The following is a 14,645-nucleotide window of genomic DNA, read 5'->3' as shown; positions in this document are numbered from 1 at the left end:
CATAGAACCACGAAGGGCGAGATGAATAAGTCCGGCAACTCAGAAACCCGGGTCTCGGAGGAACTCGATAGGATGCGACGCCGCATAACCGATCTCGAGGCCGTGGAGGCCGAGTGCCGGATGGCTCAACAGGGACTTGAGAAGACGGTCGAAAGCCAGAACGCCTTGAATTCACTCTTGAAACACTCTCTCGATGAGGTTTCGCTCGAATGCCAGATGGCATATTTCCTGGAGGTTCTGCTCAGCGTGTCCTGGTTGAAGACACTACATATGGGCGGGATATTTCATACGCACGAGGATGACCCCGCGGTCCTTGTACTGGGAGTGCACAAGAATCTGAACAACTCGATTCTGAGCACTTGCGCGAGGGTTCCTTTTGGCCGTTGCCTGTGCGGACGTGCCGCGGCTGAAAGGAAGATTCAGGTGTCCAAGCGGGTGGATCACCGCCACGACATCAATTATCCGGGTCTGGAACACCATGGGCACTACAATGTGCCGGTTTTATCCGGCGAAAAAGTGCTCGGAGTGATTGTCCTGTATTTGCCGGAAGGACAAGACGGCGACCCGTACGAAATATCTTTTCTGAACGCGGCCGCCAGCACTTTGGCGAGCATGATCAAGCGAAAACGTGCGGAAAACGCGCTGCGCCAGAGCGAGCGGGAAGCGCATGTAGTAACGAAGGCCGGAGAGATTAGGAACGCGGTACTACAATTTGCTCCAATCCCCGATACCGGACGATGCATTGCCGGTATCTTGGATATCACTGATCGGATACGAGCAGAATGTGAACTGAAAATGCGTGAAATGGAACTCGATAGCCAGTCTCTCCATCTGAAAGAAGTTAACTCCGCTCTTAGGGTATTGTTAGATCAAAGAGAACGTGATAGGGATGAACTCAAGAACAACGTTCTAAATAACGTTAATAATTTGGTAATGCCTTTTATCGAAAGGTTGAAGGCATGTAAATTGGATAGTTACTACGAGGCTATACTTGAAATCTTGGAGAAAAACATTTTAAACATGGTATCGCCGTTTATAAATAGGCTATCTAACGTATTTATTAATCTAACACCAATGGAAATACAAATAGCCAACCTTATTAAAGAAGGAAAGACAAGTAAAGAAATAGCAAATATGCTCAGACGTTCCGAGAACACAGTTATATTCCACAGAAACAATGTAAGGCGCAAACTCGGCTTGAAACAGGCGAAGCAAAATTTGAGATCATTCCTTTTGTCCTTCGAAAAATAATAGGTTTACCCTACTATTCCCTCCTTATATTTCAATTATTCACACAGGAAACGAACTGTGCTACTCTAAAAGTGTTTGCGGCCCGACATTGTTTCTGCACCGGCATACGTTCGGTCGGCGAATCCTGTTTCCAAGGGAGGGGAATCGGTAGCCCTCAACGTTTGGCAGCGCTGAGCCGTTCGGCACGTACTTCCTGAGACCCTACAATGGGAAGCCTATGGATCTAACAAGATGCAGTTATCCTATCATCATTGTTTTGTGTTTTGTCTAAAATATAAACAAGAACCATAACTAATCAGTTACGGTGGGTTTGCCTTGAAAGAATGTATGGCCAGCTATTAGAAGGGAGGAATATTTATGAGGTCAGTATTAATCTTTGTTGCAACGCTAAGTGTGTTGCTGGTGGGTCCTTTGGTTCAAGCAGGAGACGAATCAATCGATAGTATCTATGAGTCTGTCATTGATAAGAAAATTGATAGATGCGAAAGTCAAGCCGTGTGTGTGATCCATTCACAGAGCAGTAAGCTTCGTTCGTCAGGACTTAGAGCTTACGATATGGCTAATTTCTACCGCAGGAATAAAGATGAACTAGTCAAAGCTATGGTAAAACAGGATGTAAATGCATCAACATGCTCCATCGACTATTTTTTGATCAAAGCATATCACGATCCCCGTGGAAGAGCCGGCCTATTTACTGAATACATACGGAGATAATCCGGCGACGTGGGTGGAGTTAAAAGCTTCGGGTGCCTTTTCTTTACTAAACCGCATTGCGACGGAGCCACAGGTAGGAGGAACGCCGGCTCCTCCCTGTTGAACGAATCAGTCGCGAGCTGCCCCGCCAACGACACAGTCCGGAAAGCAATAAAGCTCGAACGTGCTATTCCACAACAGAAAGACCGGAACATGCTCCAGGGCCCGACCTGAGATTCCGGGCGCCCTCGAAGTTCATGTCTTACCTGCCTTCGGATAGGATAAAAAGGGTGTGTCGAGATTGCAGGAAGAGAATCCTTCCCACCCAATCCCTTCATGATAGTCTTTCCTTGGCGTTCGCCATAGTTTAGGTTAATATGATATCTGAGTACGGTGACGCGCCTATGGTGGGATAAGGTTACCGGATCCCTTGAGGACCGAGTGAGTAATGTACACCGACGATTCGAACATCAGCACCGTACAGGCTGGAGTCGGACCGAGGGGCCGGGAAGCAAGAGTGGGTCACTGTGGCAATTACAAGTAGATCATTCTCACAGAGGGAGTTGTGACATGAGAAAGGCTGCCGGCTTTCTGCTTTTGGCTCTGGCGTTGTGTCTTATGCCGGTATTCGCCTGCGTGACGGAAACCCAGGTTCAAATCTCGGGATCGCCGGTCATAGACAGGATTCTCTCGAGAGGGGAGCTGATCGTCGGTACGGTGGGGAATATGCCGCCGCTCAACATGATCACCCGGGAGGGAGACATCATCGGTCTCGAGGCGGACATGGCCGCGTATCTGGCTACCTCCATGGGAGTGAAGCTCCGGTTCGAGACCATGCCTTTTTCCGATCTGTTGCCGGCGCTCGAGAACGGAAAGATCGACATGATTCTGTCCGGCATGACGATCACTCCGGATCGGAATCTCAGAGTCGCCTTTATAGGGCCCTATTTTGTATCGGGAAAATCCATTCTGACCAAAATACCAACATTGGACGGTGTCAAAGATCCCTCCGAGATCAATACCCCGGATACCACTTTAACCACCCTCGAGAATTCCACCAGCGAACTGTTTGTGAAAAAGTTCATACCGAATGCCAGGCTCGTGACCGTTAAGGATTATGACCAAGCCGTGAATCTGGTGCTCCGGAATGAAGCCGATGCAATGATTGCCGATTATCCCGTCTGCGTCGTGTACGCACTGAGACATCCTGACGAAAACCTGGTGGCCCTGGTGTCCACATTTACCTACGAGCCGATTGGAGTCGCTTTGCCGAAAAACGATCCGCTGCTGATGAACTGGATGCAAAACACGTTGAGCGCCATCGAGGACAATGGAGAACTCGAAGAAATGAGAGTTCGCTGGTTCGAGGACGACTCCTGGCTGAGCAGGCTGCCTCCCGCTTCGGGACATCCGCCTACAGACTAATCTGGAGCCGGAAAGTGCATATGCTGTTGTTTGGCCCGGGGGGAAACCCTGAATGGTTTCCCTCGGGCTTCTTTCAGGTTTTAGAAACCGCTAAGTCCCGAATGACGAAAAATAAGAAACCCTTCCAGCCGCGATCCCCTGAACCAATCCTTTTCTCCTCCCAAGCGTGTAACGATGATAGACAATATCAATACGGTGTGTCGAAAATTGCGACACAGATAGAACCAATTGTAATAACTACATATATTTTGACCATGGGCTTTCCCGCCGCGGGTAGGTGTAGCGGTTTTCATCATTTCCTCTTCGGTCCGCTTGGTGACCGATTCCCGACTGACCCGCCACGTTCATCCGAAAAAACAAAGTAAAATAAACGGGTTACTTAAATAAAACCGCTTCGGGCGCGCGGTGGCATCGTCCTTGCTCTATATGGAGGTCAAGAGACGGGCAATGTCTCACTGAAAGGAGGGTTCCAAGATGCGAAAAAATACACACTCCGACAACGGCCGACGCGGACCATGTGTCCACGTCCGGAGCGGGCGGGTGGATGGACCCAAAACCTGCATATTCAACCACGAATGCTCTCATTGCGCTTTCGATCAGTGGCTCGATTACATGGATGAGTTCATCGACCAAAGCGACCTGAAGACGGGAGAATCGACGAGGGCGCCGAGCCTGGAATTACAGGCGGCGTGAAGCGCCGGATTTGTCCGCATGAAAGAAAGAGAATTCGGACCAAAGTAATAGGAAGGAACGCAAGGCGTTCTGCTGAGAGGGGGCTCCAACATGCAAAAGAATACGCATTCGAACAACGGCCGACGTGGGCCTTGCGTCCATGTCCTGAGTGGGCGGGTGGATGAACCCAAAACCTGCATATTCAACTACGAATGCTTTCATTGCGCTTTCGACCAGTGGCTCGATTACATGGATGAGGCTGACGGTGCGAACCTCATGCGGAGCGGGGAACCGATGGATTCCACTATTGATGCCAGGCAGATGCATTGAAAATATTATTTATGACAGGGAGATATTAAAATGAAAGCAAAGGGAAATAAGCCGAGTGATGGTAAGAAACGGGTGGTCAGCTTCCAGGTGGTGGAAAACCAGTGCATCTGGGCGAAAGCCGGGGTCATCAATTACCGGGTCTGTGACAATGCCTATGACTGCAACACCTGCGGCTTTGACAAGGCGATGAGCCGGGCCGGGCAGAAGAAGCCGGAGGATGTTTCTCAGCTGTTTGCACCCGGTTGGAGCGAGGAGTTGAGGAGCCGCTATATCGGCGCCAACCGGCCGTGCCGTCATGCGCTCACCGGCCGCATCAATGCACCGAAGATATGCCCTTTGAACAACGAGTGCTACCATTGCGCCTTCGACCAGTGGCTGGATGAAGTGGATTTGAGCCAGGAACTGGATGCCCCCAAGTACCGGCTGGCGTCCGGATTCAAAATCGCGGAAGGCTACTACTACCATATGGGGCATACCTGGGTGCGGTTCGAACATGGCGGCGTCGTACGAGTGGGATTCGATGACTTCCTCTCCCGCGTGTTCGGCACGATGAGTTCGGTGGCGCTTCCGTCTTTGGGAAGAAGCGTGTCCCAAGACAAGGTGGGGTGGAGCTTTGCGCGCGAACAACATGAGGCGTCCGTGCTGTGTCCCGTGACGGGGAAGGTCCTGGCGGTGAACCATGCAGTCATGGACCATCCGGAAATCGCCCACAAAGATCCCTATCAACACGGATGGCTGATGATTATCGAGCCGAACATGCCCAAGCGGAATTTGAAAGGCCTCTATTACGGTGATGAAAGCGTCCATTGGATGGAACAGGAGCAACAGAAGCTGATGGGGATTTTGGGTCCTGAATACGCCGCGCTGGCGGCCACCGGCGCCGAGGTGGTGGACGATGTCTTCGGCAACTGCGAAGGTATCGAATGGAACGGCTTGGTCGACCGGTTTCTGCATACGAGCAAATAGTTGGAAAGACAGGTGCTGAGGGAGACTCTAGATAGTTTCCCTCGGACTTAAAATTTTCCGAGAATCGCTACACAGCCCTAAACGGAACGGCTGAATTCTTGGAAACCGTTCGATTTCTCGAGCCCTTTCCGGTTTGTCTCGTAGGGGCGGGTTTGCCGTAGGTCCTGAGCCTGTCGATGGAAAACCCGCCCCTTGCAGCTTTGAAGGATAGCTCTGAAAGAGGCCCCGAAATCCACCCCGTTTCAAAACCTGCAGCCGGTAAGGTTGGATCGGCGGGTGCAAAACGACCGAAATCCGGCATTTGTTGGTTTTCACCCTTGCGGATGCAGTTCTACAGTCCGTAAGGCGCATCGAGGTTACGGAAATGCGGGAGCGTGCGTGGCGTCCTCCAGGAAAGTGGTGCAGTAGCGGCAAAACTGGAAGGGTATGCGATCCAGATCGTCCAGGTTTCCGGCAAAACGCATAAGGCACCTTTCGTCCGTGCAATGCATGACATTGAACAGGTGTCCCAACTCGTGCAAGGCGATCTTGGCGGCCCGCTCCAAAACGGTCGAAAACTCGGGAGTGTTCGAACCTTCGGCTTTCCCCAGCCGATAGAGAGACACGAGAGCCACTTTTCCTCCCAGCATGGCCTCACCGAACACATGGGTGAATATGGGGACAAAGATGTCCACGTCGAACACGGCGATGACCTTGCCGCATGTGTCGAGCGGTTTGGACTCGAACGCCTTCAATAGATGGGCCGCGTTATATTGATGCCTTTTCGAATCGTAGGCCTCTCGGGGGAGATCCCAGGGGGCGAGGGTGTCCGTGGTTAGATGAAGATAGCCGGAGACATGGGCCGCTATCACCTTGACTGATAGAGGGGGCGCCTTTCCTACAGCCACTACACCAATCCGCTTCGTATCAGCTTTCATCGACGGCCAAAGGATTTGCGTTCGTACGAGAAAGATCCGAATCGGCGAACGCGCCGAGCCGGACTCAGTTATCGCGTTTAAGCCCGTACATGTTGATCTTCTTGTGGAGCGTGGCGCGATGAATGCCCAAGATTTTTGCCGCCTGCGAAATGTTCCAATCGCATTCGGTCATGACCAATTCTATGTGCGTCCTCTCCATATCGAACAGAGACCGTCCGGGAGATCCGCCTGTCGGTTGGGCGCACAGGAAAGCGAAGTCGCTCGCGTTAAGTGTCCGTGATTTGGAGAGAACCACAGCCCGTTCGATGGCGTTTTCCAACTCGCGCACGTTGCCGGGCCAGTCGTAATTCTTGAGCAGCATTTCGGCTTCACGCGACACATGGTCCACATGCTTGGTGGTTTCGTGGCTGAATTTGTTCAGGAAGTGGTTTACCAGCAGCGGGATATCTTCCTTTCGCTTTCTCAACGGTGGAATCTGGATCTCGATCACGTTGATCCTGTAATAAAAATCCTCCCTGAACGACCGGTTGGAGAGCTGCTCCTCGAGGTCCCGGCTGGTTGCGGAGATAAGCCTGAAATCGACTTCAACGGACTGGGTGCTGCCTACGCGTGTGATTTTCTTTTCCTGCAATACCCGTAACAGGTCCACCTGCATCTTGGTGCTGATTTCACCGATTTCATCGAGAAAGAGTGTTCCTCCGCTCACCACCTCGATAAAGCCTTTGCGGCTTTGCACCGCACTTGTAAAAGCGCCTTTCTGGTGTCCGAACAGCTCGCTTTCCAATAACGAGTCGGGGATGGCGCCGCAGTTGATGGCGATAAAGGGGTAATTGGCTCTTCGGCTTCTGGCGTGGATCGCTTTGGCGACCATCTCCTTGCCGGTTCCGGTTTCGCCTATGAGAAGGACCGACGCGTCACTGTCCGCCACTTCCGGGATGAGCTGAAACAGTTCCTGCATGGCGTCCGACTGCCCGATGATGTTTTCAAACCGGGACATGTGTTCCAGCCGGCCTTTCAGGTAGTTGTATTCCTTGGCCAGTTTCCTTTGCTGTGCGATCTTTTCCATGACCAGGGAGAGCTGATCCGGCTTGAACGGCTTGAGCAGGTAATCGGCGGCGCCTATTTTCATGGCCTGGACCGCCGACTCAATGGAACCGTACGCGGTAATGATGACCACGATGGTTTCCGGATACTCGGCCTTCACCTTTTCCAGCAGCTCGATGCCGCTCATTCCGGGCATCTTGATATCTACGAACATCAGGTCGAAGGCGCTCTCTTCCAATTTTTTGAGGGCTTCCATTCCCGAGGCGGCGGCGTCCACCCGGTGACCGCCTCTTTTGAACCAGTGAAGAAAGGACTCGCGAACGATCATTTCGTCATCGACGATCATAATGCTCATTTTTTCGTTCATGGAGCATCCTCCTGGTGGGGAAGCGTAATCCAATCCCCGGTAGGAATCGGAAACTGGAGAATAAAATTGGTCCCCTCATTGACCCGGCTGTTCACCGCGACTTTTCCGCCATGGCTTTTGACCACTCCGTAGACGATGGATAGACCCAGACCGGTGCCTTCGCCCATGGGTTTTGTCGTGAAGAAAGGATCGAAGATATGATCCAAATTTTCAGGCGAAATGCCGACGCCGGTGTCGTGGATTTCGACAGAGACCGATTCCAGTTTCGGATCCAGCCGCGAGATGATTTCCAGACGCCCGCCGGACGGCATCGCCTCGATGGAGTTGAAGATCAAATTGAGAAAACACTGCTGCAACTTGTTGGCGTCACCGTGAATGCTCAACATGTCCGGAGCCAGTTCGACCTTCAATTCGATGTCCTGCAGTTTGATTCGATGGCGGGTCAAGTTGAGCACCGCCGTGAGTACGTCGTTGAGATTGGTGTCCCGGTACTCCATGGATGATTCCCTGGAAAAGGACAGCAGGCCGGAAACGATGGCGCCGCAACGTTCGAGTTCGGTGGACATGAGCTCCGCAAACTTGCGCAATTGCTCGGCGTCCTCAGGACCAATCTTCCCTTCTTTCAGGATGTCGAGTATGATGTGGCTAAACGTTATGAGCCCCTGGATCGGGTTGTTGATTTCATGAACGCAGCTCGCAACCAGCTTGCCCAGTGAAATAAGTCGATCCTCCTGGATCAGTTTATCCAGATCCGCCTTGGATTCCTTTTGTCGCTGAATCCATTGAGACGAGATATCCCGAGAAATATCACGCCAAATCTCGATGATACGCACAATGTCGCCATTTGGATCCTTGATCGGATACGTCACGATCTCGCTGTATGACAGCGGATCATCCGCCTTCAGGTCCGGCTCAATGACGCGTGAGGATCTGCCGGTCCGGATCGTTTCCAACATGGGACAGGTCAGGCCGAAATCCGTACTGGCGCAGGGTGCGTTGAATCCACGGATGACGCTGTAACAGGGTGCGCCGATCACATCTTTTCGGGTCTTTTGAATGGATTCCAGACACGCGGCATTGGCCTCGGCTATGGTGAAATCGGTATTCAACACCAGGATTCGCTGGGTCACCTGTTGGATGAGAAACTCGGAGATCATCTTCTCGAAAAGGACTTGCTGTTCCAATGGCCTGCGCTTCTGATCCACCGCAACGAACTGAAGCAACCATCGGGCGATGTTGAGTTCAAGGATTCCCACGCGCTCGGGTCTCAACTTGATCAGATCGTACAGCACCTCGCGGCTGTTGGTTGATTCAATGACAGCGTTCAAATCTTCGATTTGCAGCAGCTCCCGCAAATCGGTGGTAGTGTAAATACCCATGTCCCGGGCCATGCGGTAGCCTTCCGCCTCCGGGTTGGTGTCGCAGACACCCACAACCTTGATTTTGAATCTGGTAAAAGCATTCAAAGAGAACAACTTCAGGAAAAATTTGCATGTCCGGCCTCCGCCTACAATGGCCAGGTTCTGGGGAGCCTTACCGTAACTTTTAGTATCCATGCTCAGGATGTCCTGGGAGATCCTTTGGATCTCCACGGCTGCGGGACCACATCGTGGTCCCAATGGAATTCCGAGAACCTCGAGGGAGGTCGCTTGGTTCCTGTCAACCCGACGCGCAACGTTCTTCCGCGCTTTGCGATCGATTGGAAGCCTTAACCGCCGGCCGATCCGGGATTTTCATGCTTATTGTAGGGAAGGGCCGGAAGCACGCCGCCTGCGCCGGGTTCTTTCCGGTCGCAACATCGTTTAGACACTCTCTGTGTGAGTACACTTTTCCATCCCCTTTTTCAACGGCAGGATACCATGACACGAGTCCGATGGGCGTCAACAAGGTGAATGCGACTCGGGAAGTCCATACACGCGGAATTTCGAAAAGAGTTGCTTCAGGCCGCCGGGAACATCCTGCGCTATGGACTCGTCCGCCCATCTCGACAGGCCGTGGAGGGTGGAATGGGTGGAGAAAAATGGTTGCTCGCAAAAGACCGGTTCATCTGATTTCAGGGAATTGTTTCTCGGCGATATTGGACCGGCATGGACAGACTGTGGGGCGGCAGTTCGGCCCTGGACTCGATCAGCGCCAGCAGGATTTCAACCGTTCGGTCATCCGGCTTCCATTGATAGCGCCGCTCGTATCCTTTTCCGCTGAAGCGCTCGTATCCTATGACATTGGCCTGAGCGTCCCGTTTTTCCCTCTCGTGGTGAGCAACGATATATTCCATGGTATCTTTCAACATTTTCGGCCAGTAATCCTTGGAGAGGGCCCCTTCAGCGTCAACGGGGTATTTATTGAACTCTACACGGGCAATTCCGCTGGGTAATCGCTGTTTGAGCTTCATGAACACGATCACGACCCGCACGTGTCGATCGGCAAAATCCGGAAACAGGGCTCCTCCCTCGTAGAGAAACCGGCGGAATTGCACACCGGACATGTGCGTGACGGATCCTTGCGAATCCACATAGAAGTGCCAGGGAACATGGTCCATTTTCAGTTTCTTTTCAGGGAAGTCCCGCGCTTTCCACTTCTTCGTCCAGGCTCGTCAGGTAGACGGTCAGGGCATCCCGAATCACGTCCGACAGCCTGTGGTTTTCCCTGCGATCCTCAGGTTTGCGTGGGGCATCTTCAGCGGCCCGCCGTGTCGCTTCTCTCATGACGGCTTCGTACAATTCCGGCGGCAGCATGACCGAGAGCTTTACGAATCCGGTGCGATCTTCTGCCGGGGAAGCCAGGTTGAACCTGCCGGCGCTCCCGACTCCTCCCACATTTCCTCTGTTGGGGCGGATTTCGGCCTTTATCCGGGCCGCTGCACGAGTAAGGCTCCCTGCTTTATCCATAGTTCCTCCTCGATGGCTCGGGCCAATACGCTGAATTCTCTCCGAGCCGGGCTTGAAGGGGAATATTCGGCCAGTGTCAGGCCACGCAAGGCCGCCGTGGCCGCCGCTTCCCGCAAACTTATGGAAGGAGCTACAGGCGCCCCCAGTCCTTCGAGCGCTGCGCGAATTTCGCGTCCGGCGCTTGTGAACGCCCGCACCCGGTTCGGAACCAGCCACGCTTTCGGCCTGTGACTCCTCCGCTGGACGTTGGCCTCTCGGACCACCTGGAGCGTTTCTCCCGCGGCAAAAATATCCAGTGGGGATGGACTTACCGGTATGAGCGCCAGATCCGCCACCAGGTGGGCCCATAGCGCCATATCTGTGAACGTTGGCGGGGTGTCCAGGAATACGAGTCCGGCAGTCTTGGCGGCCGCCTGGACTTGAACGTTGAATTCGTCGAAGGAAGAGGCTTCCAGAGACTCCACAATCCGATGCAACAGACCTTCACCCATGCCGGCCCAGCGGATCAGGCTCTGCTGCGGATCGGCGTCCAGCGCCAGAACCTGGTGCCCCATGTGTGAAAACTCGCCACACAGATGTGCGCACAGCGTCGTTTTCCCACTTCCACCTTTTCGGCCCGTCACCGCGATTAAGGTCATAACCGAAACCACCCGATTTTGAGATGTCGTGACCCGATAAGTACGGGCGCGTTTTATCGTCGGGAATCGCAATCCTGATGATTCAGGTCTTCAACATGGGCTAAGCGGTCACATGCTTGTATCCAACAAAGAATACCGTGTTCTGGTTTCATTTCTGTCAAGGCTTCGACAAAAGCAGACCCGATCCATCGATCGAGAGGTTCGATATTGTACAACGGATTCCCGAAGCGGTTGCGCGTCCGACACAATCATATAAACGGAAGGCCTTGCCGCGCTCTATTTGGCATACGTACCGTATTCCCGGCCGAATTCCATGAAATGGAGAACCCGATCGAGGGTGGAATTGTACGGGATATCGCACCCTGACGTGAGGATGAACGCGCTTCCTTTCGCGCATAGGTCCACCACTTCCTTCACAGCGGCTTCGATCCGATCTTTCTTGCCATTGGCAAACAGGTTCGTGGCCACGTTCCCGATGGCCACGATTTTCGTACCCGCCAGGTCCCGCAGGCGTTGCATCGAGGTCTGGGCGTCGATGCTGAGAGAATGGATCGGCAAGTCGAGAATGTCTTCCAGAATGGGGTCAATGTAGCCGCATATATGCAGACTCACATTTATTCTATTGGCTTTAAAATATTCAAACAATTCCATGTGATACGGTTTGATGAACTCCCGATACATGTTCGGTGAAATCAGGCTGCAGGAAGCCGCCGCCTCGGTCATGCTCACTCCGGCCCCGGTGTCTTTGAGCTTGGAGGAATAGACCTTGCACGTTTCCGTTGCGAACGCCATCAAGTCATGGACGAAATCCGGTTCGTCATAGGTGTCCATCATGAGTTGTTCGACGCCACGCAGGGTGACGGCGATATTCCAGGGACCGTTCACCACGGACGCCACCGGCACCTGCCTTCCGAAATGGGAGGCTAAATCCCTGCAGGCTTTCAGGTAAACAGGTCCGCGACCGTCTTTCTCAGGATCCGGCACCGTCATTTTCACTAAAGCCTTCTGGTCTTCCGCGAGCATTTTCCTTCGAAGCAAAGGACTGCCGTCTTCTGTAAATTCGATTACGTTGCCCATAGCTTCTGTTTCGAGATTGAGGTCGATGTGGGAAACCAGTGTATCCGGCCGGACAATATCGAAGGCGCGAAGTGTGGCCTCCACCATCTTACCGGGATCCGTAAAGAATCGTCCCAGGGGGACTCCCCCCAATTTGGCGGTAAACGGACCCAGAGATACGGTTACGGGAATCCTTTCCAGAAATTCGCGCTTGAACGCCGCGCGCACATAATCCATGCCGCATTTTTCCGCCATTGAACACCTCTTCCTCGTTGAGACGTGACAGCCGAGGGCCGCCCGCACTGATAACCGCTTTTCTCAAATCACTCCGTCTATTTGGGTTCCATTATGCCCGTCATTCCAAAGAATGGCTATTACTTCTTCATTGGAAACATTCCGGAGCCGGTTTGCTCCGGCGATCCGTTTCGATGCACCGGATAACCCATGCCCTTATGGCGAACTCGATGTCTGAAGCGAGTCTTTTGTCTTTGGCGATGCGGGGCAAATCCATCTGCGGGTTGGCGAGCCGCTTTAGGTCCATCGGGAGAAACTCTTCCAGCCGAATATCCTCAAATTTCCCTTGTGAAACAGCCAAGAGAAGGCTTTCCTTTCCGGTTTCATGTGAAAAGCGACCGTTCTTTCGCCATCTTAAACAGAGGATGAAGTCTTGTCGAGCGCTTTGAACGGGGAACTCGTCTCCCTGAACGATCTTCGTAAATGATCAGACGATCTTATATCGCTTCAGCTTGCGATAGAGCTCCTGGCGGCTGATACCCAGCACCGCCGCCGCCTTCGTTTTATTCCATCGAGCCTTCTCCAAGGCGGCGACTACATCGTGATAGTGTTCCCGGTCTTTGGACGTTAAACCGAATTTTCTCAAATGAGCGGGCAGGTGCCTGGTCTCGATAACTTCTTCCCTGCAAAGAATGAATGCGTGCTCCAGCGAATGCTCCAGCTCCCGGACGTTCCCCGGCCAAGGGTATTCTATGAATGTTTCGAGCACATCCTCTGATACCGACGCGATCTGTTTATCGAGTTTGATTCTCAGTTTCTCCAAAAAATGATCGACGAGGAGAGGTATATCTTCCTTCCGTTCTCTCAACGGCGGCAGTTCAATTTCCACAACCCGTAAACGGTAATAGAGGTCTTCGCGGAAGCGCCCACCTTCTATTTCAGTATTTAAATCCTTGTTCGTGGCGGCAATTACTCTGACATTCACCTTCACCGGAGTCGAATCGCCGACACGCTCAAACTCCCCGTCCTGCAGAACGTGGAGAAGGCGAAGCTGCATGTGCGGCGTGGTCTCACCAATTTCGTCCAGGAAGATCGTACCTCCCTCGGCTTTCTGGAATCGACCCATGCGGTTCTTGGTGGCCCCGGTGAAAGCTCCGCTGACATGGCCGAACAGCTCGCTTTCGAGTAAGGTCTCCGGCAAGGCGGAACAGTTTACGGATACAAAGGGCCTACCACGAAGAGTTCCCATGCGGTGTATCGTCCTGGCAACCATACCTTTCCCGGTGCCGCTTTCTCCGCTTATCAAGAGGGTGCTCCGGACGTCCTTCAAACGCTCCATTAGGTCATAAATCTCTTGTATTTGTGGACTCTTGCCGATGATACCATGAAGCTCACTGCGTCCTTCAAGTTCCCTTTCCAGATGGACGAGTCGGGTCTCATCTCTAATAACGAGAACAGCTCCCTGGACTTTATTCCTGGTCCCCACCAATGGGTAAGTCCTGATATTTACGGTTTGTTGAGGACGGCTTTTCCTTTCACATTCAATGAAACGAACCTCAAGGGAACGATGCTCACGGATCGTAGTCTTCAGACTCTCCAAGCAGTTCATGCTGCATTCCCCTGAGAAAGAGTCAAAAGCATTTCCGACAGCCGACTCCCGGGTTATCCCACACAATTCTCCGGCTCTTCCATTGACTTGGAGGATCAGTAGCTTTTGATCAACAGTAACAATAGCGTCTTTGACACTCCTAAAAATAGCTTCGAGATTCAGACGATATTTTTCCTTTTCTTCGGCAAGTTTCTTATGTCGTAATGCCTTGCTTGCCACGTGAAGCAATGTGTCCTGGCGTATAGGCTTGGGCAAATAATCAAATGCGCCTAGCCGAACAGCATCCGAAGCCGTTTCTATGTTAGGCGCACCGGTAAAAATGACAACAGGGCATAACATATTTCTTTTCTTGACTTCATCCAGGATTTCAATACCTGTTCTTCCTTTCAAAATAACGTCAGCAAAAATGACATCGAGTTCGATGCTATCGATGATTTCTAGGGCCTGGTCGCAGTCGGATGCGCACCATACATTATACCCCTCTTGCTGGAGAAATCGGTTCAAAGTGAATCGTATGTTCTCTTCGTCGTCTATTAATAATATGTTAGCTGCCAT

At 52.4% G+C, this 14,645-nt stretch carries 14 protein-coding genes; 5 read left to right on the top strand and 9 right to left on the bottom strand.

Going from position 1 to position 14,645, the window contains the following annotated elements; all coding sequences use genetic code 11:
* The first annotated feature begins 21 nt into the window (after window positions 1-21).
* The 5 genes from HY788_04360 (at window position 22) to HY788_04340 (ending at window position 5,337) form a co-directional block, all read left to right on the top strand.
* Complete coding sequence (locus HY788_04360; protein MBI4773406.1) at window positions 22-1,251, top strand: GAF domain-containing protein; 1,230 nt, start codon at window positions 22-24, stop codon at window positions 1,249-1,251.
* A 1,263-nt stretch (window positions 1,252-2,514) separates the two neighbouring features.
* Window positions 2,515-3,369: a transporter substrate-binding domain-containing protein gene (locus HY788_04355; protein ID MBI4773405.1), complete on the top strand. Its 855-nt coding sequence runs from the start codon at window positions 2,515-2,517 to the stop codon at window positions 3,367-3,369.
* 540 nt (window positions 3,370-3,909) lie between these two features.
* Window positions 3,910-4,062, top strand: coding sequence for a hypothetical protein (locus HY788_04350; GenBank protein MBI4773404.1), 153 nt, complete (start codon window positions 3,910-3,912; stop codon window positions 4,060-4,062).
* A 90-nt stretch (window positions 4,063-4,152) separates the two neighbouring features.
* Window positions 4,153-4,371, top strand: a complete 219-nt coding sequence (locus HY788_04345; GenBank protein MBI4773403.1) for a hypothetical protein — start codon at window positions 4,153-4,155, stop codon at window positions 4,369-4,371.
* A gap of 30 nt (window positions 4,372-4,401) precedes the next feature.
* The gene (locus tag HY788_04340; GenBank protein ID MBI4773402.1) at window positions 4,402-5,337 is read left to right on the top strand and encodes a glycine cleavage system protein H; all 936 of its coding nucleotides are present in this window, start codon (window positions 4,402-4,404) and stop codon (window positions 5,335-5,337) included.
* Window positions 5,338-5,693: 356 nt separating this feature from the next.
* Here the strand turns inward: HY788_04340 and HY788_04335 are convergent, their stop codons facing one another.
* The 9 genes from HY788_04335 to HY788_04295 form a co-directional block, all read right to left on the bottom strand.
* A complete protein-coding gene (locus tag HY788_04335) occupies window positions 5,694-6,224 on the bottom strand; it encodes a zinc metallopeptidase (GenBank protein ID MBI4773401.1) in 531 nt (176 codons plus the stop codon).
* A 94-nt stretch (window positions 6,225-6,318) separates the two neighbouring features.
* Window positions 6,319-7,665 (bottom strand): sigma-54-dependent Fis family transcriptional regulator, encoded by a 1,347-nt coding sequence (locus HY788_04330; protein MBI4773400.1) that lies wholly within the window; start codon window positions 7,663-7,665, stop codon window positions 6,319-6,321.
* Window positions 7,662-9,221 carry a PAS domain-containing protein gene (locus tag HY788_04325; protein MBI4773399.1) on the bottom strand — a complete coding sequence of 520 codons (1,560 nt, stop codon included), beginning with the start codon at window positions 9,219-9,221 and terminating at the stop codon, window positions 7,662-7,664. The genes HY788_04330 and HY788_04325 overlap by 4 nt, the downstream gene beginning before the upstream one ends.
* 497 nt (window positions 9,222-9,718) lie before the next feature.
* A complete protein-coding gene (locus HY788_04320) occupies window positions 9,719-10,204 on the bottom strand; it encodes a hypothetical protein (protein MBI4773398.1) in 486 nt (161 codons plus the stop codon).
* 13 nt (window positions 10,205-10,217) lie between these two features.
* Window positions 10,218-10,553 carry a hypothetical protein gene (locus tag HY788_04315; protein ID MBI4773397.1) on the bottom strand — a complete coding sequence of 112 codons (336 nt, stop codon included), beginning with the start codon at window positions 10,551-10,553 and terminating at the stop codon, window positions 10,218-10,220.
* Complete coding sequence (locus HY788_04310; GenBank protein ID MBI4773396.1) at window positions 10,511-11,191, bottom strand: ParA family protein; 681 nt, start codon at window positions 11,189-11,191, stop codon at window positions 10,511-10,513. The genes HY788_04315 and HY788_04310 overlap by 43 nt, the downstream gene beginning before the upstream one ends.
* 276 nt (window positions 11,192-11,467) lie before the next feature.
* On the bottom strand, window positions 11,468-12,502 hold the full coding sequence (locus HY788_04305; GenBank protein ID MBI4773395.1) for a uroporphyrinogen decarboxylase family protein: 1,035 nt from the start codon (window positions 12,500-12,502) through the stop codon (window positions 11,468-11,470).
* A 127-nt stretch (window positions 12,503-12,629) separates the two neighbouring features.
* Complete coding sequence (locus HY788_04300; protein ID MBI4773394.1) at window positions 12,630-12,842, bottom strand: hypothetical protein; 213 nt, start codon at window positions 12,840-12,842, stop codon at window positions 12,630-12,632.
* A gap of 126 nt (window positions 12,843-12,968) precedes the next feature.
* Complete coding sequence (locus HY788_04295) at window positions 12,969-14,645, bottom strand: sigma-54-dependent Fis family transcriptional regulator (GenBank protein ID MBI4773393.1); 1,677 nt, start codon at window positions 14,643-14,645, stop codon at window positions 12,969-12,971.

Source organism: Deltaproteobacteria bacterium, assembly GCA_016208165.1.
GTDB lineage: Bacteria > Desulfobacterota > Desulfarculia > JACQYL01 > JACQYL01 > JACQYL01.
Note: the sequence above shows the minus strand (reverse complement) of the source record. Positions and strands in the feature narration are given on the sequence as shown.